Here is a 25167-nt window from a genome sequence, read left to right as displayed (position 1 = left end):
GCCAAAGGTGAAAATGAACTTCCAGATCTTGGAACCATTTTTACCAACCGCTAACTTAAGGCTATCAGCATCGTCGCTCAAGTAGTCATTATCTTTCGGCTTCCCCGCTCTATAGTCCATGTCTTTATTGAGGTTTAAGGCCATATTGTGCTTCCTAGCGCCTCCCTCAGACCGACGATATATGAAATGACAGGATGAAAGACATACTTTTAGCCACATGCCACTGCGTGTGGACGTACTTCCTTGCACAATAAAAAACCCGCGAGCCCAAAAGATTCGCGGGTTTTTGTACGTCTTCGCATTCAAATGAATGCTTATAATGGTACCGACGGCCGGACTTGAACCGGCACGACTTGCGTCACCACCCCCTCAAGATGGCGTGTCTACCAATTTCACCACGTCGGCATAACTATCTGTGCACAAGCAGCTTATTGAGCCGCCCCAGCCGGTTTCTCAACCTCTTTAATTGCCGGTGCCTCCGGCAATTTACCATCGACAACCGGAGCACTATCGGAACCAGGAGTAACTTGCGAAAGGGGTACATCCGATTTAACCGGCTCCACGGCAGGCGCTACGTCCATCACGTCGGTTTTTTTGCCCTGATAACCGCTTAACGCAGCCAAACCCAAACTGGTAATGAAAAACAAGGTCGCGAATATCGCGGTAGTTCTGGATAAAAACGATGCGGAGCCTTGAGCGCCAAATACCGAACCGGACGCACCGCTACCGAAAGCGGCACCGGCATCGGCACCTTTACCGTGTTGCATCAACACCAAACCGACGATGCCTATCCCTAGAAATATATGAATAATTATTATAATTTGGTACAACATAAAAACCTTTAAAGGGTTGGACTAAACCGAATGGCAGATTTGTAGGAAGCCTTTGGCATCCAGCGATGCGCCGCCGACCAAACCGCCGTCGATGTCGGGCATTGCGAATAAGCCTTTCGCGTTGTCCGGCTTCACACTACCGCCATACAAAATTTGCACTTTCTCGGCAATGACCGGGTTTCTGTCGGCGATCCGTTTCCGAATGTATTGGTGAACTTCTTGGGCTTGCTCGTCGCTGGCAACTTTGCCGGTACCAATGGCCCAAACCGGTTCATAAGCGATAACGGCTCGCTCGAATGCTTCGATACCGGCGGCGGCAATCACCGCGTCAAGCTGTTCATCGACGACTTGGAAGGTTCTATCTTGCTCGCGCTCTTCCAGGGTTTCGCCAACGCAAAGTACAGGCAAAACGTTTTGACTGAGGGCCTGACAAAAACGCTTGGCGACCGACTCGTTACTGTCGCCGTAATAGCTGCGCCTTTCGGAGTGGCCGACCAAGGCGTATTTAACACCGCACTCGGCCAGCATCGCCGCCGAAACTTCGCCAGTATAGGCACCGGAGGCTTGATCGGCAACGTTTTGCGCGCCGAGAGCAATCTGCGAACCGGCCAAGGCTGCGCGGACATCGGATAAATAGACGAATGGAACACAGACCGCGACTTCCTGCGCGACGTCACCCAGACCGTCAGCCAAGGCTTTCGCGAGTTTTTGGCCGTCTTCCCTAGAGCCGTTCATTTTCCAATTCCCCATAATTAAAGACCGACGCATTACTTCCTCCGAGCTAAATAAGACCGCGTATCATATCGGCTAACCTGTTTTTGTTCAAGCTGGGATCGCTTTCTTAACATCGTTAGCCAGTTGATTGGCGTATTTAGTGACATCATCTTCATCCACTCCTTCGACCATCACTCGAATAAGCGGCTCCGTTCCGGAGGATCGCAGTAATACTCGACCTTTTTCCCCAAGCTTCTTTTCCACGTTTTCAACGGCCTGTTTCAGGCTGGCAATTTCATCGATTTTGACTTTTTTATCGGTTTTAACGTTAATCAAAATCTGCGGATATTTTTTCATGCCGGATTTAAGCTCATGCAAGTTCTTGCCAGACTTCCGCATTTCCGCCAACACTTGCAGCGCCGAGACGATACCGTCGCCGGTCGTGGTTTTATCCAGACAGATGATATGGCCGGAACCTTCGCCGCCAAGCATGCCGTTATTTTCGGTCAGCATCTCCATTACGTAGCGGTCGCCAACCTTGGCGCGAAGCAACGGCACGCCAACGGACTTCAACGCGTGTTCCATGCCCAGATTGGACATCAAGGTACCGACCACGGGACCGACCAACTTACCTTCAGCCTGGCGGGAACGAGCGATGATATAGATCAATTCGTCGCCATCGACGATTTCACCTTTGTGGTCGACCATAATGATGCGATCGCCGTCGCCGTCCAACGCAATTCCGACATCGGCGCGAAACTCCATGACTTTGGCGGCCAGCACTTCCGGCTTGGTGGCGCCGCACTCGTCATTGATATTCAACCCGTCGGGCTCGGCTGCGATCGTTACGACTTCCGCGCCCAGTTCGCTGAAAACATGCGGCGCGATGTGGTAGGTGGCGCCATTGGCGCAGTCGATCACAATACGAATATCCTTGAAATCCAAGTGCGCCGGCACCGAGGCCTTGCAAAACTCGATATAGCGGCCAGCCGCGTCGTTAACCCGCTTGGCCTTGCCCAATTTAGACGACTCCACGGTCGTCATTGGCATGTCGAGATATTGTTCAATGTGTTGCTCGACGTCGTCCGGCAACTTGGTACCGTCAACCGAAAAGAACTTGATGCCGTTGTCGTAGTAAGGGTTGTGCGAGGCACTGATAACGATGCCGGCGCTGGCACGAAAGGTTCGAGTCAGATATGCAATCCCCGGCGTAGGCATGGGCCCCAATAAGCGAGTATCGACACCCGCGGCGGACAAACCCGCCTCCAGCGCCGATTCGAACATATAACCCGAAATCCGGGTGTCCTTACCTACTAATACGAATCCGTTGCTCTCCTTGGCAAACACCTTTCCCGCGGCCCAACCTAACTTGAGTAAAAAATCCGCGGTGATCGGCGGCTCGCCCACCTTACCTCTGATGCCGTCGGTTCCGAAATATTTCTTTGCCATAGTGCTAGTTCTACCTGGGTATGACCCAAAAAAAAGAGAGGCCGAAGCCTCTCTTGGTTTTGCCGAAAATAACTTAGCCTTGTTCCGCGGCGCCGCCAATCGAAGAATCTGGCGTTTTTTGATCCCACGGGCCGGTTTGCGCGTCAGTGTTGGAAGACGGAGTATCGTCCCAGCCCTTAGGCTCACGTACCGGCCGTCTTTCCATCAGATCATCGATTTGGTATTTGTCGATGGTTTCGTATTTCATCAACGCGTCCGCCATCGCATGCAAAATATCCATATTGTCCTTCAAAATCTTCTCGGCGCGCTCGTAATTGCGGTCGATAATCGAGCGAATTTCTTCGTCTATCGTGTGCGAGGTTTCTTCCGCGACGGATTTATGCTGGGTCACCGAACGCCCCAGAAAAATCTCGCCCTCTTCCTCGCTGTAGGCCAACGGCCCCAAGCGCTGCGACAAGCCCCATTTGGTGACCATGTTACGAGCCAATTCAGTGGCTCTCTCGATGTCGTTGGACGCTCCGGTCGAGACCTGTTCCCAACCGAAAATCAACTCTTCGGCGATCCGACCACCGTATAAACTGGAGATCATGCTATCCAACTTGCATTTGCTGGCGCTGTATTGATCACGTTCCGGCAAAAACATCGTTACACCCAAAGCTCGGCCGCGCGGCATGATACTTACTTTGTACACCGGATCATGCTCAGGAACCAAGCGCCCGACGATCGCGTGACCGGCTTCGTGGTAAGCAGTCATTTTCTTTTCTTTCTCGTCCATGACCATGGAACGTCTTTCGGCACCCATGATCAGTTTGTCCTTAGCTTTTTCGAGGTCCATCATGCTGACCAGACGCTTGTTGAGTCGGGCGGCGAACAACGCGGCTTCGTTGACCAAGTTTGCCAAATCCGCACCGGAGAACCCCGGCGTGCCTTGAGCGATGTACTTGATTTTGACGTCTTCGGCGGCCGGCACTTTTTTCAAATGCACATTCAAAATCTGTTCGCGGCCTTTGACGTCGGGCAACCCAACCACCACTTGCCGGTCGAAACGGCCGGGACGCAACAAGGCTTTATCAAGAACGTCGGCTCGGTTGGTGGCCGCGATAACAATGATGCCCTCGTGACCTTCAAAGCCGTCCATTTCAACCAATAATTGGTTCAAGGTCTGTTCGCGTTCGTCGTTACCGCCGCCCAAGCCCGCACCGCGCGACCGGCCGACCGCGTCGATTTCATCAATAAATATGATGCAAGGCGCATGTTTCTTGGCTTGGTCGAACATATCCCTGACCCGGGAAGCACCGACACCGACAAACATTTCAACGAAATCCGAACCTGAAATCGTGAAGAACGGCACTTTGGCTTCGCCGGCAATTGCACGCGCCAACAAGGTTTTACCAGTACCCGGGGGTCCAACCATTAAGGCACCGCGCGGCACTTTACCGCCGAGACGTTGATATTTGGCGGGGTCTTTTAAAAAGTCGACCATTTCCTGAACTTCTTCCTTGGCCTCGTCGCACCCGGCAACATCGGCGAAAGTCACTTTGTTCTGGTCTTGATCCAGCATGCGGGCCTTACTTTTACCAAAGCCCATCGCGCCGCCACGGCCACCGACTCCGCCGCCCTGCATTTGGCGCATGAAGAACACCCAAACCGCAATCAGCAGCAGGATAGGCCCAAACGACACAAACACCTGCATCAACATCGAAGGTTCTTCGGGGGGCTGGACGTTAATTTCGACGCCGTTGCCCAACAAATCGTCGATCAAATGCGGATCGTTAGGCATGTAAGTTTTGAACTTATCGCCGGTCTGCATCCGCCCCTTGACCGTATTGTCGGCGATAACCACCTGCTGGACTTGTCCGGCTTTTACCGCGTCGATCAGCTGCGAATACGACAAATTCGAATCGCTACGCGCCGAACGCGCGCCGAAATTGTTGAATACGGCCATCAATACAACGGCGATAACCACCCACAAAACCAAATTTTTAATCATATCGCTCAAAGTACGCGCTCCGGCCAGGAATGGCTCCAAACGTTTATAAACCGAGTAATTGTATCAGTATACTCGTGGCTCGCCGCCCATCATAGCTCGATAAGCGGGGACTTTCCTTATTTTTTAAATCCTTTCGCCAGGATGTAAACCTCGTTACTCCTGGGACGCGATGCTTTCGGCTTACGGATTGCCACGCTTTTAAAGCGTAGCCGGACCTGATTATAGTACTCGTCGAAACCAGCGCCTTGAAACATTTTTATCAAAAAAGTCCCGCCTTCGACCAGAAACTGCTCAGCGGCATCCAATGCCAGCTCGCCCAGATAAATGACCCGCGGTTGGTCGGTTTCCCGACTACCACTCATATTGGGGGCCATATCCGACAATAACAAGTGTACGGGACGACCATCGAGTACTTGGTAAAGCTGTTGCAACACTTCGTCCTCGCGAAAATCGCCTTCGATAAAATCGACGCCGGCAATCGGCTCAATTGCGAGCAAATCCAGCGCGACCACCTTGTCGCTTTTCGCTAAAGCTTTCCGGGCATATTCCGACCATCCGCCGGGGGCGGCCCCCAGATCGACGACGTTCATTCCCGGCCGTAAAATCTTGTCCTTTTCTTGAATTTCAATCAGCTTGAACACGGCACGGGAGCGATATCCCAAGGCTTGGGCCTTCTTGACATATTCGTCTTGAAAATGTTCCTGCATCCATTGATGACTACTTTTGCTACGTGCCATGTGTCCGATTCATGTAAAATTTGCGCAAATATCCCAGAAGGAAACAGAGTGAATCCGATCCAAAAAAAACAGTTGAAAGCCCAGGCACACACCCTCAATCCAGTGGTGATGGTCGGACACGCCGGCTTGACGCCCGCCGTGCTGAAAGAAGTTGATCAAGCGTTGCACGCCCACGAGTTGATTAAAGTCAAAATCCGCGCGGAACGAGATGATCGCGCCGCGATCAGCTTGCAAATTTGCGGGGAAACCGGCGCCGAATTGGTGCAATCGATAGGCCAGGTAGCGGTGTTATTCAGGCCCAACCCCAAGAAATAACCAGAGCCGGACAGCCGTTGAGCAAGTCAGCTCTCTCAACGGCCCATGCCGGCTAAATATATTTCACTGAAATAATTTCATATTCGATATCGCCGCCCGGCGCCTTGACGGTGACGACATCCTCGACCTCCTTGCCGATCAAAGCCCTGGCAATCGGCGAACCGACCGAAATCCGGCCTTCCTTGATGTTTGCTTCGTCTTCGCCGACGATTTGATAGGTCACGGCTTTACCTGAATCGGTATCCTCGATTTCAACGGTAGCACCAAACACCACCTTGCCGTTAGCGTCGGTTTTGGTCACATCGATAATGTTGGCGTTCGATAATTTACCTTCAATCTCGGCAATCCGACCTTCGGCAAAACTTTGCTGTTCGCGCGCCGCGTGATATTCGGCGTTCTCTTTCAAATCACCGTGCTCGCGCGCTTCGGCAATCGCCTGAATAATGCGCGGCCGAACCACGGTTTTCAACTCTTCCAGTTCAGCGCGCAATTTATTGGCGCCGGCTACGGTCAACGGAAATTTCTGCATTTCCTCTTCCCCTCTTCAATTCATCCGTTAAAGGTTTGATGTAAATCCTGCAGGCAATTGACATCGCCCGCTTCAAGCTCACCCAAGGCATAACACGCCGCCCGAGCGCCAGCCATCGTTGTGTAATACGTGACCCTGCGCTGCAAGGCTTCGCGGCGCATTGTGAACGAATCAGCCACGGCCTTGACGCCTTCGGTGGTATTCACGACTAATTGGATTTCCCCGTTTTTAATCATGTCCACGGTATGCGGACGGCCTTCGTTCACCTTGAACACTTCCTGGCAGGCGATGCCGGCATCCCTCAGAACCCGCGCCGTCCCGCGCGTCGCCACAATCTCGTAGTTCTTGGCCATTAACATTCGCGCCAACTCCGGCAATTTAGCCTTGTCGGCATCACGGATGCTGATCAGTACCTTACCGCTGTGGCTTAAATCCACGCCCGACGCGCGTTGCGATTTGGCAAAGGCTTCGCCGAAGGTTTTGCCGACCCCCATTACCTCCCCAGTGGACTTCATCTCCGGCCCCAACAACGGGTCGACGCCGGGGAATTTAATGAAGGGGAACACCGCTTCTTTCACCGAGAAGTATTCCGGGATACGCTCCTCGGTCACCGCTTGCTCCATCAAGGATTTGCCGGCCATGCAACGCGCGGCAATTTTCGCCAGCGGATAGCCGGTCGCCTTGGACACGAACGGCGCGGTTCGCGACGCTCTGGGATTGACCTCGAGGACGTAAATGGTCTCGCCTTGAATCGCGAATTGAGTATTCATCAAGCCGCGCACACCGAGCGCTTCAGCCATTTTTGCGACCTGCGCCCGAAGCTGGTCCTGAATGTGCAGCGGCAAATCGTAAGGCGGTAAAGAACAGGCCGAGTCGCCGGAATGCACGCCCGCTTGCTCGATATGCTCCATCAAGCCGCCGATCAGCACGGTTTCACCGTCGTAAATCGCATCAACGTCCATTTCCACTGCATCGTCCAGGAATCTATCCAACAACACCGGCGAATCGTTGGAAACGCTGACCGCTTCCTTCATGTAACGCCGCAGGCCTTCCTCGTTGAATACGATTTCCATCGCGCGGCCACCCAGCACATAGGAAGGCCTTACCACCAACGGGTAACCGATTTCCTTAGCCGAAGCGACCGCCTGCTCAACCGAACGGGCGGTGGCATTGGGCGGCTGCAGCAAATTCAAACGCTCCAGCAGTTTCTGGAAGCGCTCGCGATCTTCGGCCAAGTCAATCGAGTCCGGCGAAGTACCGATAATCGGCGCGCCGGCCGCCTCCAACGCTCGCGCCAGTTTCAGCGGCGTTTGCCCGCCGTACTGGACGATTACGCCCTTGGGCTTTTCCAGATCGATGATTTCCAGTACGTCCTCGAGCGTTAACGGCTCGAAATACAAGCGATCCGAGGTATCGAAGTCGGTGGACACCGTCTCCGGATTGCAGTTGATCATGATGGTTTCGTAACCGTCTTCCCGCAAGGCCAGCGCCGCGTGTACGCAACAATAGTCGAATTCGATGCCTTGGCCGATCCGGTTGGGACCGCCGCCCAAGATAACAATTTTTTCCCGGTCGGACGGATTCGCTTCGCACTCCCGTTCGTAGGTCGAATACAGATAGGCGGTGTCGGATGCGAATTCCGCCGCGCAGGAATCGATGCGCTTGTACACCGGACGCACGCCCTTCTTGTGGCGCACGTTGCGCACTTCCGATTCCTTGGTTTCCAACAGCTTCGCCAAGCGTTTGTCGGAAAATCCCTTGCGTTTCAGCCGCAACAACTCGCCCGGCTCCAGAGTCGCCAGGGTTTTGGTGGCCAAGGTTTTTTCGGTATTGATCAAATCCTCGACCTGCGCCAGGAACCACGGGTCGATTTTGGAAGCTTGATGAATGTCTTCGAAGCTCAGACCCAGCCGGAAAGCGTCGGCCAGATACCACAAGCGCTGCGGGCCAGGATAGCGAAGTTCGCGCAAAATACTATCTTCGGCGTTGACGTCGGCCAAATCGGCAATTTCATCGAGACCGTCCACCCCGACTTCCAGTCCGCGCAAGGCTTTTTGCAGCGATTCCTGGAAGGTGCGGCCTATCGCCATCACCTCGCCGACCGACTTCATCTGCGTGGTCAACCGGTCGTTGGCTTGCGGAAACTTTTCGAACGCAAAACGCGGCACCTTGGTGACGACGTAGTCGATGGTCGGTTCGAACGACGCCGGCGTCTTGCCGCCGGTGATCTCGTTTCTGAGCTCGTCCAGCGTAAAACCGACCGCCAGTTTGGCCGCCACCTTGGCGATCGGAAAGCCGGTGGCTTTGGAGGCCAACGCCGACGAGCGCGACACCCGCGGATTCATCTCGATCACAATCAAGCGACCGTTGTCCGGATTAATCGCGAATTGTACGTTGGAACCGCCGGTATCGACCCCGATCTCCCGCAATACCGCCAGCGAAGCGTTACGCAGAATCTGATATTCCTTGTCGGTCAGGGTTTGCGCCGGCGCGACGGTAATCGAATCGCCGGTATGCACGCCCATCGGGTCGAAATTTTCGATGGAACAAATGATGATGCAGTTATCCTTGGAATCGCGGACCACTTCCATCTCGAACTCTTTCCAACCCAGCACCGATTCTTCGATCAGCAGCTCGTTGGTCGGCGACAGGTAAAGGCCGCGTTCGCAGATTTCGATGAATTCCTCGCGGTTGTAAGCGATGCCGCCACCGCTACCGCCCATCGTGAACGACGGCCGGATGATGGTCGGGTAACCGACTTTTTCCTGGGCCGCGAAGGCTTCTTCCATGCTGTGCGCGACTTGCGAACGCGCTACTTCCAGGCCGATCTTGCGCATCGCCTGATTGAACAGATCGCGATCTTCGGCCTTGTTGATGGCCTCCTTGGTGGCGCCGATCATTTCGACGCCGTATTTCGCCAAAACACCATGCTTGTCCAGGGCCAACGCGCAGTTCAGCGCGGTTTGGCCGCCCATCGTCGGTAACACCGCATCGGGGCGCTCTTTTTCAATGATTTTTTCGACGGTTTGCCAGTCGATAGGCTCGATGTAAATCGCGTCGGCCATGTCCGGATCGGTCATGATCGTCGCCGGATTGGAGTTGACCAGAATCACCCGGTAGCCTTCTTCGCGCAAGGCCTTGCAGGCCTGGGTGCCCGAGTAGTCGAACTCGCAGGCCTGACCGATCACGATCGGTCCGGCGCCCAGTAACAAAATCGATTTTATGTCGGTTCTTTTTGGCATATCACTCTAGGGAAATCTTTAAGCGGAACGAGGCTGGTTCATCATTTCCAGAAAAACGTCGAACAAGGACTCGACATCGTGCGGCCCGGGACTGGCTTCCGGATGACCTTGAAAACTGAAGGCCGGCACGTCGGTACGGGCGATGCCTTGCAAACTGCCGTCGAACAACGACACGTAAGTAGGCTTTAAATGAGGCGGCAGACTGTCGGCGCTGACCGCGAACCCGTGATTTTGACTGCTGATCATGACCCGCCCGCTGGCTAATTCCTGCACCGGGTGGTTAGCACCGTGATGGCCGAACTTCATCTTCTCGGTTTTAGCGCCGCTGGCCAACGCCAATAATTGGTGACCCAGGCAAATCCCGAACACCGGCAGTTTTTTCTCCAGAATGGTTTTGATCGCGGCGATCGCGTAGTCGCAGGGCTCCGGATCGCCCGGGCCGTTCGACAAGAACACGCCGTCGGGATTCAGCGCCAACACGTCCGCGGCCGGCGTTTGCGCCGGCACCACGGTAACCCGGCATCCGCGACTCGCCAACAGGCGGAGAATGTTGCGTTTGACACCAAAATCGTAAGCCACCACGTGCTTGGTTAAATTCGGCGCTTGCGCGTGGCCTTCACCCAATTTCCAAACGGTTTCGCTCCATTCATAGGCTTGCGCGGTGGTCACTTCCTTGGCCAAGTCCATGCCCTGCAAGCCGGGGAAACCGTCGATCGCGGCCCTGGCAGCCTCAACATCAACCGACTCGCCGGCCATGATGCAGCCACGTTGCGCGCCTTTATCGCGTAGCAGCCGGGTCAGTTGCCGGGTATCGATGTCGGCGATGGCAACGACGTTTTGTTCGCGCAAATATTGCGGCAAGGTTTTTTCGATACGCCAGTTACTGGCCAATTGCGGTAAATCGCGCACGACCAGACCGCTGGCGTAAACCTTGGCCGATTCGTCGTCTTCGATGTTGGTGCCGACATTGCCGATGTGCGGATAGGTTAAAGTGACGATCTGTTTGGCGTAGGACGGATCGCTGAGTATTTCCTGATAGCCGGTCAGTGCCGTGTTAAAAACCACTTCTCCAACGGAACAGCCGTCGGCGCCGATCGACACCCCGTGAAACACCGTCCCGTCTTCCAATACCAGTAATGCAGGTTTATTCAAGATTGGCCACCTTAGATGTAGAAAACGGGATAAGTCTTGCGACTCATCCCGTTCCAGAGAGATAAAAACAGGCCAATTTTACGAAATTATGCCAGTTTGGTCATTAACAATTTTCTATTTTGGTGCGTTGCGGTGATTCGCGCCGCGGCGGGCAGTCATTCCAGTTCGATGGCCGAAGCGCCAAACGCAAGAATCGGACGATGGGCGAATAACAGCGCTGTTCAATGATCGCGCTTGGCCATGTCCGCCAACATCGCTTGCTGTTGTTCACTGGTCAACAGCTTGAAAATGGCATTGTCCAACTTAGCTTTTTGCAACATTACCCGACGTTGCTCGGTCAATTGATTGTCGATCAACTTGGCGGCGGCGTCCTCGGAAAATTCGCTGGAAAACGACAGCTTATGCTGTTCGCGCGCCGCGTCCCGAAATTCGTCGCGCTTGGCGCCGGGTTCGCCGAGAGTCGTTTTAATCAACGCCTTAATCGCGGTTTTTTGTTGCTCGGACAAATCCAGCTTAGCCAGATACGGCGGCAGCTCGCCGCCGGGATGCTTGCCTGGATGATGCGGCGGCCGACCGCCGTGGGCTGGAGCCTCAAACCCCGGTTCGACATCGTTGTTGGCGTACATGAGCGTCCAGCCGCGCGGCGACTCGCCGAACATCGGCTGAGCTTGGCTGGCGAACGGCAACGCCAACATCAGTAAAAATGGAAAATGCTTGTTCATAAGGGTTCCTCGAAATCGATTAAGAATTCGACATCGCCTAGCGGGCGGCGTCGGAATCCAGTATGCCAATCGCTAGGTTAAGTGGCGTTAGAGCCGTGTAAATTCAGGTAAACGCATCGGCCGGCCGCTGGCGCGCACCGACGCCGGCCGTTATCATGAGCCGATCTAGCTTAGAGAGCCTCCGTTATGAACACCGTACTGATTATCGACGACGACACCGAACTGGCCGCGCTGTTCGGCGAATACCTGCAGCAGGAAGGCTTTGGCGTCGACATTGCCAACGACGGCGCCACCGGTCTTGAAAAAGCCCTGTCCGGCGCGTATCAACTGGCGATATTGGACATCATGCTCCCCGACATCAAGGGCACCGAAGTGCTGGCAAAAATCCGCGCCGAAAGCCGTCTGCCGATTCTGATGTTCACCGCCAAGGGCGACGATGTAGACCGCATTATCGGCCTGGAATCCGGCGCCGACGACTACGTCCCCAAACCTTGCACGCCCCGCGAATTGGTAGCGCGCATTCGGGCGATTTTGCGGCGGGTCCAGCGCGATACCGCCACCTCGTCGGGCCCCATCATCGCCGGACCGCTGAAAATCTGGAGCGAAAAACGCAAGGCGCAATGGTTTGACCGCGATCTGGAATTGACCAGCACCGAATTCAACCTGCTGGAAACGCTGGCCAGCCATGTCGGCCATATCGTCAGCAAGAACGAGCTGTCCGAGAAAGCCCTGGGCCGGCCGCTGGCCCGCTTCGACCGCAGCATCGACGTCCACATGAGCAGCATCCGCCAGAAACTCGGCACTCAACAGGACGGTCGTTCCTATATCCAGACCGTGCGCGGCCAAGGCTATCAAATGATCAAAGCCTAAAACGATGGACCGCTTGTTCTGGAAGTTTTTTTTCGCCTTCTGGCTGGCGTTGCTGACGGCGGGCTTCGGTGTCGGCAGCGTGGTCTGGCTGCGCCACAATGCCCACCAGGCCGCCGATCATCAGGCGCGCGTCCAAACGATCGATGTTCGCCGCGCCGCGCTGATTGAAGTCGCCGCGCGTATTCTGACCCATGGCGGCTCCGACGCGCTGCGCGAATTTCTTGGCGCGTTAAGCCAAACCCGGTTTCCGGCGATTTTCGCGGTGGATAAGGACGGCCGCGACGTATTGAATCGCGAGCTGTCTCCGGAAGTCTTGAAGCAAGCGCGCGAATTACACGGCCAAGGCACCTATCCCGAAGCGTTGCGAGAAATTTCCGCCGGGGACGGTCGCCAATATCTGCTGTTTATTCCGGCGCGCGAATTCGGTTTGAGCGACGCGCTAAAACCCTTGTTACGCGCCGGCGAACCGCGCTTTTTAAACGGTCGCCCGCCGCATCCGCCCGAATTCGACCACCCTGAAAACCATGGTCCCAAACCGGACTTCGGCGACTCCGGCCCGCCACCGGGAGACGAAGGCTTCCGTCTCGCCCCACCGCCGGAATTCGGCGACGGCGGCCCGCCGTTGCGAGAACCACCGCCACCGGTACTGCCGATCGCCGCCGGTACCCTGGCCGGTCTGCTGTTCAGCAGCCTGTTGGCCTGGTACTTCGCCAAACCGATCCGCACCTTGCGCGGGGCGTTTGCCGCGTTGGCCCAAGGCAAACTCGACACCCGCATCGCCGACCGCATGGGGCATCGCCACGACGAATTGTCCGATTTGGGCCGCGACTTCGATCACATGGCCGGCCAAATCGGCGACTTGGTCCACGCTCAGCAACGCTTGTTGCACGACGTCTCCCACGAACTGCGCTCACCGTTGGCCCGCATCCAGGCCGCGATTGGCGTGGCGCAGCAAATGCCCGCCAAACTACCGACCACGCTGGACCGGATAGAACGCGAATCACAGCGGATGAGTGATTTGATCGGCGAATTGCTGATGCTGTCGCGCCTGGAAAGCGGCGTGGCGGCGAAACCCAGCGAAACCGTCGATCTGGACGATTTGCTCGGCGACATCGTCGCCGACGCCGAACTGGAGGCGGCCGGCCGCATCCGGTTGCTCTACCACCCGGGCGGCGAAATCCTGTTGCGCGGCGACGCCGAATTGTTGCATCGGGCCTTTGAAAACGTCATCCGCAACGCGGTCCAACATTGCCGAACCGACGGCGCGGTCTCGGTCGCGGTCGGTTCGGACGGCAAGCGTGCCACCGTCTCGGTCGAGGACGACGGTCCAGGGGTTCCCGAGGCCGAACTGGACGCCATATTTCAGCCGTTTTTCCGTAGCCGCAATCACGACAAAGCCGGCAGTACCGGGCTGGGTTTGACCATTGCGTTGCGAGCCGTGGCAGCCCACGGCGGCCGCATTAACGCGGTCAACCGGACGCGCGGCGGCTTGAAAGTCATCCTGGAATTTCCGCTCGGCGCCCAGGCTCCGGCAAGCGCCAAGGGCTGAATTCGCGAGCAAATCGGCTTCGGCGGCGCGCCTTGTCTCCACGAAATAGCCGGTTCGGCGGACTTGCCGCTCGAGCCGCGCGGTCGGCGGCAAGTGGCGTGGCCGGCGCGAGTCCATCCGGCGCCCGCCATTACGCGACATTGCCGCCGGTTCGGCGCGTCACCCCTTAAGCGGTCGTCGAAATGCCGATACCGCTCCGATCCGTGTCCCCGCCGCCGTAGGCATGGATCAGTTGCATCATTTGCTTCATGAATTGCTGGTCGAGACTGGAAGTGCCGTCGGAAGCGACGGTCGTAGCCGCGCTACTTGACCCGGTACTGGATGTTGTCGTGTTTTTGGCATCTTCGTAAGCCCTGGCCTCGCTGGCGGTGACCTTGCCGTCGCCGTTGCTGTCGGCGGCGTCGAAGTTGGCGGCGAGATCGCTCAGCGATTGCGAGCGCTCGCTGTCGCTGGCGCTTAGCTCATCCGACAGACCGGCCAGTTGATCCTTGGTCAAGCCCTGGTCGTCCTGACCGCCCGGCGGAGGCGGCATGCCGCCCTGCCCTTGCATCCGCATCCTCGGAAACGGACCATCCAACTCGGACGCCAATTTTTCCAGCGTCGCCTGCATTTCCGATTGGGTCACCTTGCCGTCGCCATCGCCGTCCAATTGGGCAAACAGGTCGTCCGCGCTGCTACTCGAACTCGAATCCGAACCGGACACCTTGTTCAATGCGGTTTGCAGATCGCTCTTTTCAATATAGCCTTGGCCCTTGGTATCCAGCTTGGAAAACAAGTCCTCGGCCATTTTGGCGGTATCGGGTTTTTGCAGGGCTTTCATGCCGCCGTACATCGCTCCGGCGCTGGAACTGTTAATGCTGCTGATGCTGCTCATCGTTGTATCCTCATCTAAAAAGTGAACCGGGCAACCTGTGGAAGTTGCCGCCTGCTAACGCGGCAGCTGGCCCGACGGGCCGCGCGATGCCGCACCAGGACTAGTGCAAACTATCGGCCCAAACCCGCCGTTTGAGACGACGGATTAGGTAAAGATGAGTAAAAACTGGTTAAGAAATGCCGAGGGAGACGCCGCAAAATCGACGCAATTCGCCGATTCGCGCCGAAAAACCGGCCGGCGGCAATTCGGTTTGCCGCCGGCCGGCAAGACTTTGCCGCCCGGATCGCGGCTGGGCCGGCGCTTGGCAATGGGTTACAACGATGCCAAATAGGCCGCCAGCGCTTTGATATCGTCGTCGGACAGCGATTGAGCCATCGCATTCATTTGCGATGCTTTACGGGCGCCTTTTTTGAAATCGGTCAATTGTTTAGCCAGATATTTCGGCTGCTGGCCGGCCAATTTCGGTGCCATGCCGATACCCTGGGCGTTGTTGCCGTGGCAACCCAGACACATGGCGGCCTTATCCTTGCCCAGTTTGGCCAGCGCCGGATCGCCGCCGGCCGATTTGCCTTGCAGGCTGGAAAAGTAGGCGGCCAGATTTTGCATGTCGGCATCGCCGAGCTCCTCGGCGATCGGCCGCATCACCGGATCGTCGCGCATCCCGGAGCGGAATTTAACCAACTGACCTTCGATATAACCGGCATTCAAGCCGGCCAAGCTCGGCCACAACGGTCCGCTGCTGACACCGACCGGACCGTGGCAGGTTTGGCAGGCGGCCGATTTGGCCCTGCCAGCGCCAACGTCGGCGGCCTGCGCGGCACCGGCGAACAAGGCGCATAACGCCAGCCATTGAATTTTGGTATTGTAACGTGGCTTCATAAGACTTCCCCTGAATTGGCTAATGGACTCGCGAATTAAATGATGGCATCCCGATTGGTTTTTGACTTTGCCGCTACCCTGCGCCTGCCCATCATAGTCAGCCCCGACCGGCTAGGCAAACCCGCTCGTATCGGGCGGCCGCGCCGCTTAGGCACCGGGTACCGATTCGCCCGCCCAACCGGCCGAATCCGGACGGGAGCGGAACGCCGATGAACTGGCTGCTGACCCTGATCCAGCAAGACTCGGTACCTCACACACTGCTGATCATCGCACTGGTCGTCGCCAGCGGCTTGATACTGGGACGCTTGTCGTTGGCCGGCATTCAGCTGGGCATCGCCGGCGTGCTGTTTTCCGGGTTGCTGTTCGGCCATTACCGGCTGACCATCAATCCGGAAGTGATGCATTTTTTGCGCGATTTCGGCTTGGTGCTGTTCGTGTACGCAATCGGCCTGCAGGTCGGACCGGGCTTCGCCAATTCCTTTTTGCGCCACGGCCCGCGCCTGAACGCGCTGGCGGCGGCGATCGTCGGCTTGGGCGCGCTGATCACCCTCGCGATCGGCCGTTTCGGCGACATTCCGATGCCGGTCGCGGTCGGCTTGTTTTCCGGCGCCACCACCAACACGCCGTCGCTGGCGGCGGCTCAGCAAGTGCTCGGCGGCACGCCCGGCATCAACCCTGAAGCCTTGAAAATGCCCGGCCTCGGCTATGCGGTGGCCTACCCGTTCGGCATCATCGGCATCATCCTCACCATGCTGATATACCGAAAACTCTGCCGAGTGGATATCGACGCCGAAAGCCAGGCATACGCCGAAAGTCAGCAAAAAAACGACGTACCGATCTGGAAGGATTTGCGTGTCGAAAACTTGAATTTGCACGGCAAGACCTTGGAGGAGATTCCCTTCATTCACGAGCACAACGTGGTGACCACCCGGATTCTGCATGAAGGCCAAGTACAGCTGGCCAAGCGGCAGAGCCGATTGGCGGTTGGCGACATCCTGCGCCTGGTCGGCCCCCGCGAGCCGTTGGAGCAGCTCACCATGCTGATCGGACCGGAATCCGACGTCGACCTCAGGCAAATTCCCAGCCATCTGGACAGCAAGCGCATGGTCGTGACCGATCGTTCGGCGATCGGAGTCACCGTCGGCGAACTTTGCCTGCTCTACGGCGTGACAATCTCAAGGGTACATCGGCCCGACGTGGAATTTTCGCCGGCCAGCAACGTGCAGGTGCAATACGGCGACGAGTTGCATGTGGTCGGCAGCAAACAAGCGCTGACCAATATCGAAGTGGCCTTGGGCAATTCGCTGGAGACGCTGGACCATCCGCAGATCATTCCGATTTTTATCGGCCTGACCTTGGGGATATTGCTGGGCAGCATTCCGCTTTATATACCCGGCGTGCCGTCGGCGATCAAACTCGGCATGGCTGGCGGACCGCTACTGGTCGCCATCGTGTTGAGCCGCATCGGCAATTGGGGCACGGTCACCTGGCACTTGCCGAAAAGCTCCAACATCATTTTGAAGGACATCGGCATTGTGTTGTTCCTGGCCTGCGTCGGCCTGAATTCCGGCGACCAATTCGTCGCGACGCTGGTGCGCGGCGACGGCGTTTACTGGATGGCTTGCGCGGCGGCGATCACGTTGTTGCCACTGTTAATCGTCGCCGGCATCGCTCGATTGATTTATCGGATGAACTTTCTGTCGCTGTGCGGCTTGCTGGCCGGCAGCATGACCGACCCGCCGGCACTGGCCTTCGCCAACGGATTCAGCCCGTCGCCGGCGGTCTCGGTGGCCTACGCCAGCGTGTATCCGCTGGTAATGATCCTGCGCATCGTCACCGCGCAAATGCTGGTCCTGCTGGTACCTTGAACCAGACTATCGCCGACAATCTGGCGCCGTTCGACGGTGAATTGTATTGGCTGCGCGGCTTTTATCCGCGCGCGGCGGCCGACAGCCATCTTGCCCGCCTGTTGATCGAGCCGGCCTGGCAATCCGAACAAATCCATTTGTTCGGCCGCTGGGTCAGCGTGCCGCGCTTGATGGCTTGGTACGGCGACGCCGACGCCCATTATCGCTATTCCGGCGTCGATCACGCCCCGTTGCCATGGACCGCCCATTTGCAGTCCCTCCGCGCCGATCTGGAAAAAGTTTGCGGTCACTCCTTCAACAGCGTATTGGCCAATCTGTACCGCGACGGCCGCGATTCGATGGGCTGCCACGCCGACGATGAACCCGAGCTGGGCCGCGATCCGCTGATCGCCTCGCTGAGTTTTGGCGACAGCCGGCTATTACGTTTTAGGCACAAGCGCGGCCGCGAAACCCTGGATCTCGAGCTGGCGCACGGCGACTTGCTGATCATGGCCGGCAGCCTGCAACACCATTGGCGTCACGAATTGCCGAAAACCCGGCTAGCCAAGCAGCCACGCGTCAATTTGACGTTTCGGCGGATTGTCGCGCCGCCCAGTCCGCTCGAGCAATCCGCGCCGCGTTGACCTTGTCCAGCCATGCGCGCGCCAAGCGGGCATCGGCCGGCGCCTTGCCGGCCAAGCGAGTGGCGTCGCCGTCCAGCTTGATCAGATAATCGGCGTCCGCGCTGAACAAACTGACCATATCCCGATTGTCGCCGCGCCGATGCAATATGTACCGGGGCGGCGCGCCGGCCATCAAATCGCCTATCCAATCGCCGTGACATCGCCGGCCTTCCACCCGACCGCGCAGGCTATGGTAGACGTCGATTTGTTGAAACGGCCGGGCTTCCACGCCGGGCTGGATGCCGCGGCCGGCCAGTACCAGCGGCACTCTGGCCGAGGCCTTGAGCGGCCCGAAGCGCTCGCCCTCGGCCTTTTTCAGCGGCGTCATCGAATGATGATCGCCAACGATGACCAACACCCCGTTTTCGAAAAATCCAGCGCTCCGCAGTTGCCGGTAAAACCAGCCCAACTGCCGGTCGGTATAACGAATCGCCGCCGACTCGGACTTTTCCTTGGTCTCGGGATCGATATAGGGATGGTGGCTGCTGACGGTCTTGGCGAACAGCAAAAAAGGTCCGCGTTGCGCGGCGACCCGATCCAGCAGGCGCCGATACAAGGCTTCGTCCGGCGCCGCCTGAAAATGAAAACGCTCCCAGCTATCGTATTCCGGCTGGTCGTGGCCTTCGACGTCATCGAAACCGGCGCGCCGCGCCCAAGCGCCGGTATTGCCGAATTCCAGATCGGCGGTGGTCAGAAATTCGCTCCGGTAACCGCGCGGCTTTAACACCCGCGGTAAGGCTTCCGGCAAATCGTAAAAACTGTAAAACGACGTGCCGCCGTCGTCGCTGTAGCTGGACGGCGGATACAGCGGCAAGATCCCGGTCAACAACGCAATTTCGCCGTCTTCGGTGATAAAGCCGTTGGCGTAGAACTGGGTATAGGCGCGTTGCTCGACGGCAATCGCATCCAGATTCGGCGTCCAGTCCTCGATGCCGGAAAAGAACAGGCTCTGGTAGGCCGACAGCGACTCGACCATCAACACGATCAAGTTCGGCGAAGCCGGTTGGCCGGTTTCGCAGCTAATGCTGTCGCGATAGTGCAAACCCTGCCGGAAAGCCGGACTGTAGGGCGAGGCTTCCGACAGGATCGTCAGATTGTAGTCGATGACGTTTTTATATATCCAAGCGTGGGCGTAGCGCTCGTTTTCCGCAAAGGCGGTGGCCAGCGGCAGGCTGCAAATCAAGGCCAGCGGCCATTTCCGGCGAGGCGCGACAGCCGGAAATCGAGCAAAGACCCAATAACCCGGCAAGATTGCCAAGGCCGCGCCCAGCAATGCCAGACCAGCGTCGCTGAGCCCGTAGATTTGCCGAATGTATTTCAGCGAATAATCGGTGTATTTGATCGCATCGCCGAGCGCCAGATGGGTATTGAAATTGACGATGACCGCGTAATCGATCCAATACACCAACCAAATCGCCAGCGCCAGCAGGCGCAACAGGGCGACCAACGGGCGGGGCAAGCGCGGCGACAGCGAAAAATAGCCCAGCGCCAATATCGCGAAAAACAGCACCGCGTCGTTGGCGATCACTTGCCCCAGCCCCAGCCAGCGGGTGCCGGTATAGTCGAAAATGAAGCGATCGACGTACAGCCCTTTCAGCACCAACGGCGCCACCAACAGCAGCCAGCCCGGTAATTTAAGCATTTTGGCCTTCAACGGCGTTTGAGACGGAGCAATCGAACCTATCGACCGCGAAAAAGGCAAGCGCGGCTATCAAGAATAGCCCGTCTTCGCTGCCGACCGGAACTCAACCGCCGCGTAACCGAAACAGAACGGAACCGGCTTATCGAAGGCGGACATTCCGGGTTCCGGGAATCGGGTTTAGTGGCGACCGCCAAGCGGACGATCCCAAATCGCCGAGCGGCGCGCCGGAACCGCCGCTCAACGCAAGCCCACCCAATGTTCGATGCACGACAAGGCTTATTTCACGAAACAGGCTTTTTCAGCCTCGGCGTCGGCTTCCTTCAACTTCGCGCGCAAATCCTTGCTTTGCTTGGCGTCGCGGAAAGCCGCGCCGGATTCGCCGGGGGCTTTCTGCATTTGGGTGTAGGTGCGGGCCGCCTCGTATTCGGCAAAGCTCAGTTTCTCGGCGATTTTATCCACCTTGCAACCGCAGGCGTATTGGGTGATGTAACTGCCGCTGCCGCCGCGCTTGGCCATGCATTCCAACACGTACTCGACCCGGTCGCGGGTCGGAAAGTCGTTGACCCTAGTGGTTTGCGCTTCGGCGGCCGGTGCCTCGGCCTGGGTATTTTCCTGCTGAGCGGCGCAGCCGGTCAGCAGCGCAATCATGGCAACGGTCGAAAACAAGGTTTTTTTCATGGTGCTTTTCGGATGGGGTTGAGTGAAATCAGGGTTGGGCGGCGAAATCGACGATTTGCCGCAATTGCGGATTCATTTCCTTGGCAAACGCGTTCAAGGCCGGATTGTCGGTGTCCTCGGGCAGCAAATGGGTTTTGATTCGGGTCTTGCCCTCGAACTGATAGGTCACCACGTTGCACGGCATGAAACCGATCGCGTGCGGGGTAATCTCCAACACCACCTTCGCCAGCGTCAGGTTGCAAAACTGGACCGTGTCGTATTCCGGAAAGCCGATCGCGCCGCGATCGCGAATCACCTTGCCGACCCGACTATGACCGGTGATGCGAAAATTGTGTTCCGCTATCGCCACTTCCAGTTCCGCCAGCACTTCATCGTAGGGCTTAACGGTTTCCACCTGATAGTACGGCACCAACTCGGTGTTCGGCGGCAGCCCCGCGCAGCTTGCAAACAGCGGCAGGCTTGCGACAATGACGGCTCTCTTCAACATCGGCAAAGTTTATCATCATGAACGGGCAAAACACAGTCGCCGGCTTGGTCCTGGCCGGCGGCCGCGCCAGACGCATGGCCGGTCTGGACAAGGGCTTGCAGGATTTTCGCGGCCGGCCGCTCGCCGCTTACGGCTTGGCCGCGCTACGGCCGCTGGTCAATGAGTTGTGGATCAGTGCCAATCGCCATCACGCCGCCTACCGCCAACTCGGCCATCCGGTGATTGCCGACGCCAACCCCGATTTCGACGGCCCGCTGGCCGGCATTCTAGCCGGGATGCGCGCCTGCAATAGCGACATTCTGCTGGTTGTGCCCTGCGATACGCCGCTGATCGAAACCGCCGAGCTGCAGCGCCTGCTGGCCGCGTTATCCGGCGGGCGGCCGATCGCCGCCGCCCACGACGGCGAGCGCTGGCATCCGACCGTCGCCGCGTTACGCAGCCACCTTGCCGGCGATTTGCAAGCCTATCTGGACCGCGGCGAACGTAAATTGCAAGGGTGGTTTGCCGCGCACGATCCGGTCCGGGTGGATTTCTCGGATCGGCCGGGCATCTTCGCCAACGTCAATACCGCTTCGGAACTGGCTGAACTGGCACGCCACGCCTAAGCAGCCTTCCCGTTAGCCGAAACCGAACCGCCCCGGTATCATGCGGTTCCCAAATTCCAATATTTTCTACTCGACATGACTGAAGCCACCGTTATCTGCCCCAATTGCGCGACCGCCGTACCGCTGACCGAATCGCTGGCCGCGCCGCTACTCGCCGCCACCCGCAAGCAATTCGAGGCACAGCTCAAACAAAAAGACGCCGACATCGCCCAGCGCGAGCAAGGCTTGAAACAGCAACAACAACAGTTGCAGGACGGCCTACGCGAACTGGAAAATCAGGTCAAACAACAGGTCGAAAAACAATTGCAGACCGAACGCCAGCGCGTCGTCGAAGAAGAAAGCCGCAAAGCCAAACAAGCGGCCGCCGCCGAGTTGGAGCATAAAAGCCGCGAACTGGCCGACTTGAACGAAGTCCTGAAAATCCGCGACGCCAAACTCGCCGAAGCCCAACAAGCCCAGGCCGAATTGATTAAAAAGCAGCGCGAACTCGACGACGCCAAGCGCGAGCTGGAACTGACCGTGGAAAAACGGGTGCAGGACAACCTGAACCAAGTGCGCGACCAAGCCAAGCGCGAAGCCGAGGAAGGCCTGAAACTGCGGGTGCTGGAAAAGGACCAGACCATCGCCGCGATGCAGCAGAAAATCGAAGAACTGAAACAAAAAGCCGAACAAGGCTCTCAGCAATTGCAAGGCGAAGTGCAGGAACTGGAATTAGAAAACCTGTTGCGCGCCAAATTCCCGTTCGACAGCATCGAACCGGTCGCCAAAGGCGAATTCGGCGGCGACGTGTTGCAGCGCGTCGCAGGTCCCTCCGGCACGCCGGCCGGCAGCATCTTGTGGGAATCCAAGCGCACCAAAAACTGGAGCGACGGCTGGCTGGTGAAACTGCGCGAAGACCAGCGCGCCGCCAAGGCCGAACTGGCGGTGATCGTCAGCCAGGCTCTGCCCAAGGACGTAGAAACCTTCGACGTCATCGACGGCGTCTGGGTCACCGGCCCGCGCGCCGCCCTACCGGTCGCGACCATCTTGCGCCACACCCTGCTGGAAATCGGTCTGGCCCGCCTCGCCGCCGAAGGCCAGCACGGCAAGACCGAGATGGTCTACCAATACTTGACCGGCCCGCGCTTCCGGCAACGGGTGGAAGCCATCGTCGAAGCCTTCTCGACGATGCAGGAAGACCTGGATAAGGAACGCAAAGCCATCCTGAAGCAATGGGCCAAACGCGAAGCCCAAATCGAACGGGTCATGAACGCCACGGTCGGCATGTACGGCGATTTGCAAGGCATCGCCGGCAAGTCCTTGCAAGAGATTGAAGGCTTGGAGATGCGGGCGTTGGGGGTGGATGAGGAGTCGGATTAAGCCATAGCCGTGCCGGTCGATCCGGCTTCCGCTTTCCAAGCTCCGGCTTGGGAACTAGCGATTTGACGTTAATTCACGACCATGTTTATACTTGTGTTTAAACATTTGGGAGCAGTCCATGACCGAAGCCATACTCGACATCAAACAATGGGGCAATAATCTCGGTGTGCGCCTACCGGCAGCCATTGCCAAGGCCGCGCATTTGCACAACCACCAACGGGTAAGGATTTCCGTTGAAGACAATAAAGTGGTCATCACACCATTGGCCGACGAAGCTTTGACGTTGGAGCAACGCTTGGCTTGCTTCGACCCCGAGCGGCACGGCGGCGAAGCGATGGCGAACGCGCAAGCAATAGGCGCCGAACGTTGGTAGCCCGCAAGGAAACGGCGGCCTGGGTGCCGGAACGGCAAGACATCATCTGGATAGCTTGCAATCCTCAGGTCGGCCAGGAAATGCGCGACATCCATCCGTTTTTGGTGCTTTCGCCGCGCATTTTCAATGAAAAAACCTCCCTGGTCATCGGCCTGCCGATGACGACCGCCGCCTACAATGCCGACAATCCATTTGCGGTAGCGGTCGGCAAAGCCGGCGGCCGTAAGGCCGGACAAACCAGCTACGTGCTCTGCCACCAACCCAAATCCTTCGACTGGCGTTTGCGCCAGGCCAAACCGCATCCGCTCAAATCCTTGCCGGGCAATGTGTTCGCTCAGGTTTGCGAGCGATTGAATCAGATTATTCAGATTGCAGGTGAAGATGAGAGAGCCTGAACGCTGGACACTCTGGTCTGATTGTGGATAGGAAGCTAGAGCTTCCGAGATAGTGTTCCCAAACTGGAGCTTGGCCACTAGAAGACGCTTGAGTTTGGCGTAAACCGCGATCTATATTAGTATCTAATACCCCTTATCGGGAGCCAGATCATGCCTAGAAACACTTCCGTCACCTTGGGTGACCACTTCGACGCTTTTGTGCAAGAACAAATACAGCAAGGCCGCTTTTTGTCGGTCAGCGAAGCCGTCCGCGCCGGTTTGCGTAAACTGGAAGAAGAGGAACTTAAGTTGCAAACCTTAAAAGCCAAGCTGCAGGCCGGCGAAGACAGCCCGTTGAAGGAGGATTTCGACGAAGCGCAATTTCTAGCCTCGATGCGAAAAAAACACAACCAATGACGCCAAACTACCGCATCAGGCAACTGGCGGCGGAGGATTTGGAACGAATATGGCTCTATAGCTTTCAACAGTGGGGTGCCGAACAAGCCGACCACTACTTACGCGCTCTGTTCGACCGCTTCAACTGGCTTGCGGAACACCCCAAGCTAGGCAAGGCCCGCGACGATATAAAACCCGGTTATTTCTGCTTCCCCGAAGGCCGGCATTTAGTCTTTTACATCGTTACCAATACCGGCATAGAAATCATCGGCGTGCCTCACCAGAGCATGGATGTGATCAATCATGTTGGATGAGTTGAATAATGGCATCCGAGGTGTTTTACCGGGTTGATCTGGTTCCCAAGCTCCGGCTTGGCAACCCCGGTCTTGGAAGCTCCGGCTTCCAGTCTGGTTGTGGATAGGAAGCTAGAGCTTCCGAGAGAGCATTTCCAAAACTGAAGTTTGGGAACTAGAAACCCAAGCAACCCAGCGGCAAACGCATCGGAGCCTGCGCTATTGCTAAAGCAAAGTTTCACCTGGAAGCGGCGTTGCGCCGCTTTCACCGTTTTCAGTAGACCGCCGATGGAAGTGCAGATTAACGATATTATTCTGATTCGATTCCGCGGATTTATAACCGAGCAACTTATCGAGAAGTTCCGTCTTGACGAACATCGAATCGGCAATCATCCTACTGGAGACACCACATTGCTGGGACAGCACTTTCATACTCTCCAGAATCACCTCCGGGCTTTCCTGAACCATTTCCCGATCTTCGTGCTCTTGAGTTGCTTCTCCGCGTCGATTTAGTGAGATAACGCCAGACCGGTATTGTTCTTCAGAAAATACACCAAGTTGACGGCCTCTATACA

General features: G+C 57.1%; 26 protein-coding genes, 1 tRNA gene and 1 pseudogene. 12 read left to right on the top strand and 16 right to left on the bottom strand.

Annotated elements, in window-relative coordinates:
* Positions 1-320: 320 nt before the first annotated feature.
* The 6 genes from AC3B8H_RS05470 to rlmE all read right to left on the bottom strand — a co-directional run bounded on the left by AC3B8H_RS05470 (position 321) and on the right by rlmE (position 5723).
* Positions 321-405: transfer RNA gene (locus AC3B8H_RS05470), tRNA-Leu, on the bottom strand.
* Between the two features lie 23 nt (positions 406-428).
* Positions 429-833, bottom strand: coding sequence for a preprotein translocase subunit SecG (secG, locus tag AC3B8H_RS05465; RefSeq protein WP_488440609.1), 405 nt, complete (start codon positions 831-833; stop codon positions 429-431).
* Between the two features lie 21 nt (positions 834-854).
* Positions 855-1601 (bottom strand): triose-phosphate isomerase, encoded by a 747-nt coding sequence (gene tpiA / locus AC3B8H_RS05460; RefSeq protein ID WP_488440608.1) that lies wholly within the window; start codon positions 1599-1601, stop codon positions 855-857.
* Positions 1602-1655: 54 nt separating this feature from the next.
* Positions 1656-2996 carry a phosphoglucosamine mutase gene (glmM, locus tag AC3B8H_RS05455; RefSeq protein WP_488440607.1) on the bottom strand — a complete coding sequence of 447 codons (1341 nt, stop codon included), beginning with the start codon at positions 2994-2996 and terminating at the stop codon, positions 1656-1658.
* 73 nt (positions 2997-3069) lie between these two features.
* Positions 3070-4986 (bottom strand): ATP-dependent zinc metalloprotease FtsH, encoded by a 1917-nt coding sequence (gene ftsH / locus AC3B8H_RS05450; RefSeq protein WP_175463748.1) that lies wholly within the window; start codon positions 4984-4986, stop codon positions 3070-3072.
* Positions 4987-5102: 116 nt separating this feature from the next.
* Complete coding sequence (gene rlmE / locus AC3B8H_RS05445; protein WP_488440606.1) at positions 5103-5723, bottom strand: 23S rRNA (uridine(2552)-2'-O)-methyltransferase RlmE; 621 nt, start codon at positions 5721-5723, stop codon at positions 5103-5105.
* Between the two features lie 48 nt (positions 5724-5771).
* Here rlmE and yhbY point away from each other — a divergent pair, with 48 nt between their 5' ends.
* Complete coding sequence (gene yhbY, locus AC3B8H_RS05440) at positions 5772-6038, top strand: ribosome assembly RNA-binding protein YhbY (protein ID WP_488440605.1); 267 nt, start codon at positions 5772-5774, stop codon at positions 6036-6038.
* Between the two features lie 52 nt (positions 6039-6090).
* Here yhbY and greA read toward each other — a convergent pair whose 3' ends face one another.
* From greA to AC3B8H_RS05420, 4 genes are all read right to left on the bottom strand, one after another.
* Complete coding sequence (gene greA, locus AC3B8H_RS05435; protein ID WP_488440604.1) at positions 6091-6567, bottom strand: transcription elongation factor GreA; 477 nt, start codon at positions 6565-6567, stop codon at positions 6091-6093.
* A gap of 20 nt (positions 6568-6587) precedes the next feature.
* On the bottom strand, positions 6588-9809 hold the full coding sequence (gene carB, locus AC3B8H_RS05430) for a carbamoyl-phosphate synthase large subunit (protein WP_488440603.1): 3222 nt from the start codon (positions 9807-9809) through the stop codon (positions 6588-6590).
* Positions 9810-9827: 18 nt separating this feature from the next.
* Positions 9828-10961: a glutamine-hydrolyzing carbamoyl-phosphate synthase small subunit gene (gene carA / locus AC3B8H_RS05425; RefSeq protein WP_488440602.1), complete on the bottom strand. Its 1134-nt coding sequence runs from the start codon at positions 10959-10961 to the stop codon at positions 9828-9830.
* A 221-nt stretch (positions 10962-11182) separates the two neighbouring features.
* Positions 11183-11683, bottom strand: coding sequence for a Spy/CpxP family protein refolding chaperone (locus AC3B8H_RS05420; RefSeq protein ID WP_488440601.1), 501 nt, complete (start codon positions 11681-11683; stop codon positions 11183-11185).
* A 186-nt stretch (positions 11684-11869) separates the two neighbouring features.
* Here AC3B8H_RS05420 and AC3B8H_RS05415 point away from each other — a divergent pair, with 186 nt between their 5' ends.
* Together AC3B8H_RS05415 and AC3B8H_RS05410 are read left to right on the top strand one after the other, a co-directional pair.
* Positions 11870-12553: a response regulator gene (locus AC3B8H_RS05415; protein WP_488440600.1), complete on the top strand. Its 684-nt coding sequence runs from the start codon at positions 11870-11872 to the stop codon at positions 12551-12553.
* A 4-nt stretch (positions 12554-12557) separates the two neighbouring features.
* Entirely contained in the window at positions 12558-14102 is a 1545-nt protein-coding gene (locus AC3B8H_RS05410) for a sensor histidine kinase (RefSeq protein ID WP_488440599.1), read from the top strand.
* A gap of 166 nt (positions 14103-14268) precedes the next feature.
* Here AC3B8H_RS05410 and AC3B8H_RS05405 read toward each other — a convergent pair whose 3' ends face one another.
* Positions 14269-14976 carry an EF-hand domain-containing protein gene (locus AC3B8H_RS05405; protein WP_488440598.1) on the bottom strand — a complete coding sequence of 236 codons (708 nt, stop codon included), beginning with the start codon at positions 14974-14976 and terminating at the stop codon, positions 14269-14271.
* Between the two features lie 154 nt (positions 14977-15130).
* Here AC3B8H_RS05405 and AC3B8H_RS05400 point away from each other — a divergent pair, with 154 nt between their 5' ends.
* Positions 15131-15307: a hypothetical protein gene (locus AC3B8H_RS05400; RefSeq protein ID WP_488440597.1), complete on the top strand. Its 177-nt coding sequence runs from the start codon at positions 15131-15133 to the stop codon at positions 15305-15307.
* Here the strand turns inward: AC3B8H_RS05400 and AC3B8H_RS05395 are convergent.
* The gene (locus AC3B8H_RS05395; RefSeq protein ID WP_488440596.1) at positions 15289-15855 is read right to left on the bottom strand and encodes a c-type cytochrome; all 567 of its coding nucleotides are present in this window, start codon (positions 15853-15855) and stop codon (positions 15289-15291) included. The two genes, AC3B8H_RS05400 and AC3B8H_RS05395, sit on opposite strands and share 19 nt — an antisense overlap.
* A 209-nt stretch (positions 15856-16064) precedes the next feature.
* Between AC3B8H_RS05395 and AC3B8H_RS05390 the strand changes: the two genes are divergently transcribed.
* Positions 16065-17723 (top strand): putative transporter, encoded by a 1659-nt coding sequence (locus AC3B8H_RS05390; RefSeq protein ID WP_488440595.1) that lies wholly within the window; start codon positions 16065-16067, stop codon positions 17721-17723.
* Positions 17720-18346, top strand: a complete 627-nt coding sequence (locus AC3B8H_RS05385; RefSeq protein ID WP_488440594.1) for an alpha-ketoglutarate-dependent dioxygenase AlkB family protein — start codon at positions 17720-17722, stop codon at positions 18344-18346. The genes AC3B8H_RS05390 and AC3B8H_RS05385 overlap by 4 nt, the downstream gene beginning before the upstream one ends.
* Here the strand turns inward: AC3B8H_RS05385 and AC3B8H_RS05380 are convergent.
* The 3 genes from AC3B8H_RS05380 to AC3B8H_RS05370 all read right to left on the bottom strand — a co-directional run bounded on the left by AC3B8H_RS05380 (position 18282) and on the right by AC3B8H_RS05370 (position 21192).
* Positions 18282-20027, bottom strand: coding sequence for an LTA synthase family protein (locus AC3B8H_RS05380; RefSeq protein ID WP_488440593.1), 1746 nt, complete (start codon positions 20025-20027; stop codon positions 18282-18284). The two genes, AC3B8H_RS05385 and AC3B8H_RS05380, sit on opposite strands and share 65 nt — an antisense overlap.
* A gap of 276 nt (positions 20028-20303) precedes the next feature.
* A complete protein-coding gene (locus AC3B8H_RS05375) occupies positions 20304-20705 on the bottom strand; it encodes a hypothetical protein (RefSeq protein ID WP_488440592.1) in 402 nt (133 codons plus the stop codon).
* A gap of 28 nt (positions 20706-20733) precedes the next feature.
* Positions 20734-21192, bottom strand: coding sequence for a DUF302 domain-containing protein (locus tag AC3B8H_RS05370; protein ID WP_488440591.1), 459 nt, complete (start codon positions 21190-21192; stop codon positions 20734-20736).
* Positions 21193-21209: 17 nt separating this feature from the next.
* Here AC3B8H_RS05370 and mobA point away from each other — a divergent pair, with 17 nt between their 5' ends.
* The 6 genes from mobA to AC3B8H_RS05340 all read left to right on the top strand — a co-directional run bounded on the left by mobA (position 21210) and on the right by AC3B8H_RS05340 (position 24613).
* The gene (gene mobA, locus AC3B8H_RS05365; RefSeq protein WP_488440590.1) at positions 21210-21797 is read left to right on the top strand and encodes a molybdenum cofactor guanylyltransferase MobA; all 588 of its coding nucleotides are present in this window, start codon (positions 21210-21212) and stop codon (positions 21795-21797) included.
* A gap of 75 nt (positions 21798-21872) precedes the next feature.
* On the top strand, positions 21873-23156 hold the full coding sequence (locus tag AC3B8H_RS05360) for a DUF2130 domain-containing protein (RefSeq protein WP_488440589.1): 1284 nt from the start codon (positions 21873-21875) through the stop codon (positions 23154-23156).
* A gap of 118 nt (positions 23157-23274) precedes the next feature.
* Positions 23275-23529: an AbrB/MazE/SpoVT family DNA-binding domain-containing protein gene (locus AC3B8H_RS05355; protein ID WP_488440588.1), complete on the top strand. Its 255-nt coding sequence runs from the start codon at positions 23275-23277 to the stop codon at positions 23527-23529.
* Positions 23523-23924 (top strand): type II toxin-antitoxin system PemK/MazF family toxin, encoded by a 402-nt coding sequence (locus AC3B8H_RS05350; RefSeq protein WP_488440587.1) that lies wholly within the window; start codon positions 23523-23525, stop codon positions 23922-23924. The genes AC3B8H_RS05355 and AC3B8H_RS05350 overlap by 7 nt, the downstream gene beginning before the upstream one ends.
* 150 nt (positions 23925-24074) lie before the next feature.
* Entirely contained in the window at positions 24075-24320 is a 246-nt protein-coding gene (locus tag AC3B8H_RS05345) for a type II toxin-antitoxin system ParD family antitoxin (protein WP_488440586.1), read from the top strand.
* Positions 24317-24613 carry a type II toxin-antitoxin system RelE/ParE family toxin gene (locus AC3B8H_RS05340; protein WP_488440585.1) on the top strand — a complete coding sequence of 99 codons (297 nt, stop codon included), beginning with the start codon at positions 24317-24319 and terminating at the stop codon, positions 24611-24613. Before AC3B8H_RS05345 ends, AC3B8H_RS05340 begins: the two co-directional genes overlap by 4 nt.
* A 204-nt stretch (positions 24614-24817) precedes the next feature.
* On the opposite strand, the pseudogene AC3B8H_RS05335 reads toward AC3B8H_RS05340, so the two are convergent.
* Positions 24818-25167: pseudogene (locus AC3B8H_RS05335) on the bottom strand (hypothetical protein); the annotation flags it as partial.

This window comes from Methylomonas sp. BG-2 (assembly GCF_057766305.1).
This window is presented reverse-complemented; position numbering and strand designations above follow the sequence as displayed.

Bases quoted from the DNA above. Each gene is read 5' to 3' on its own strand.
- AC3B8H_RS05370 (WP_488440591.1), bottom strand. From the start codon at position 21,192: ATGTTGAAGAGAGCCGTCATTGTCGCAAGCCTGCCGCTGTTTGCAAGC.
- AC3B8H_RS05340 (WP_488440585.1), top strand. From the start codon at position 24,317: ATGACGCCAAACTACCGCATCAGGCAACTGGCGGCGGAGGATTTGGAA.
- AC3B8H_RS05390 (WP_488440595.1), top strand. From the start codon at position 16,065: ATGAACTGGCTGCTGACCCTGATCCAGCAAGACTCGGTACCTCACACA.
- AC3B8H_RS05355 (WP_488440588.1), top strand. From the start codon at position 23,275: ATGACCGAAGCCATACTCGACATCAAACAATGGGGCAATAATCTCGGT.
- rlmE (WP_488440606.1), bottom strand. From the start codon at position 5,723: ATGGCACGTAGCAAAAGTAGTCATCAATGGATGCAGGAACATTTTCAA.
- AC3B8H_RS05400 (WP_488440597.1), top strand. From the start codon at position 15,131: ATGAGTAAAAACTGGTTAAGAAATGCCGAGGGAGACGCCGCAAAATCG.
- secG (WP_488440609.1), bottom strand. From the start codon at position 833: ATGTTGTACCAAATTATAATAATTATTCATATATTTCTAGGGATAGGC.
- AC3B8H_RS05345 (WP_488440586.1), top strand. From the start codon at position 24,075: ATGCCTAGAAACACTTCCGTCACCTTGGGTGACCACTTCGACGCTTTT.
- AC3B8H_RS05405 (WP_488440598.1), bottom strand. From the start codon at position 14,976: ATGAGCAGCATCAGCAGCATTAACAGTTCCAGCGCCGGAGCGATGTAC.
- glmM (WP_488440607.1), bottom strand. From the start codon at position 2,996: ATGGCAAAGAAATATTTCGGAACCGACGGCATCAGAGGTAAGGTGGGC.
- AC3B8H_RS05375 (WP_488440592.1), bottom strand. From the start codon at position 20,705: ATGAAAAAAACCTTGTTTTCGACCGTTGCCATGATTGCGCTGCTGACC.
- greA (WP_488440604.1), bottom strand. From the start codon at position 6,567: ATGCAGAAATTTCCGTTGACCGTAGCCGGCGCCAATAAATTGCGCGCT.
- carB (WP_488440603.1), bottom strand. From the start codon at position 9,809: ATGCCAAAAAGAACCGACATAAAATCGATTTTGTTACTGGGCGCCGGA.
- AC3B8H_RS05410 (WP_488440599.1), top strand. From the start codon at position 12,558: ATGGACCGCTTGTTCTGGAAGTTTTTTTTCGCCTTCTGGCTGGCGTTG.
- AC3B8H_RS05395 (WP_488440596.1), bottom strand. From the start codon at position 15,855: ATGAAGCCACGTTACAATACCAAAATTCAATGGCTGGCGTTATGCGCC.
- AC3B8H_RS05360 (WP_488440589.1), top strand. From the start codon at position 21,873: ATGACTGAAGCCACCGTTATCTGCCCCAATTGCGCGACCGCCGTACCG.
- mobA (WP_488440590.1), top strand. From the start codon at position 21,210: ATGAACGGGCAAAACACAGTCGCCGGCTTGGTCCTGGCCGGCGGCCGC.
- ftsH (WP_175463748.1), bottom strand. From the start codon at position 4,986: ATGATTAAAAATTTGGTTTTGTGGGTGGTTATCGCCGTTGTATTGATG.
- AC3B8H_RS05380 (WP_488440593.1), bottom strand. From the start codon at position 20,027: ATGCTTAAATTACCGGGCTGGCTGCTGTTGGTGGCGCCGTTGGTGCTG.
- tpiA (WP_488440608.1), bottom strand. From the start codon at position 1,601: ATGCGTCGGTCTTTAATTATGGGGAATTGGAAAATGAACGGCTCTAGG.
- AC3B8H_RS05420 (WP_488440601.1), bottom strand. From the start codon at position 11,683: ATGAACAAGCATTTTCCATTTTTACTGATGTTGGCGTTGCCGTTCGCC.
- AC3B8H_RS05415 (WP_488440600.1), top strand. From the start codon at position 11,870: ATGAACACCGTACTGATTATCGACGACGACACCGAACTGGCCGCGCTG.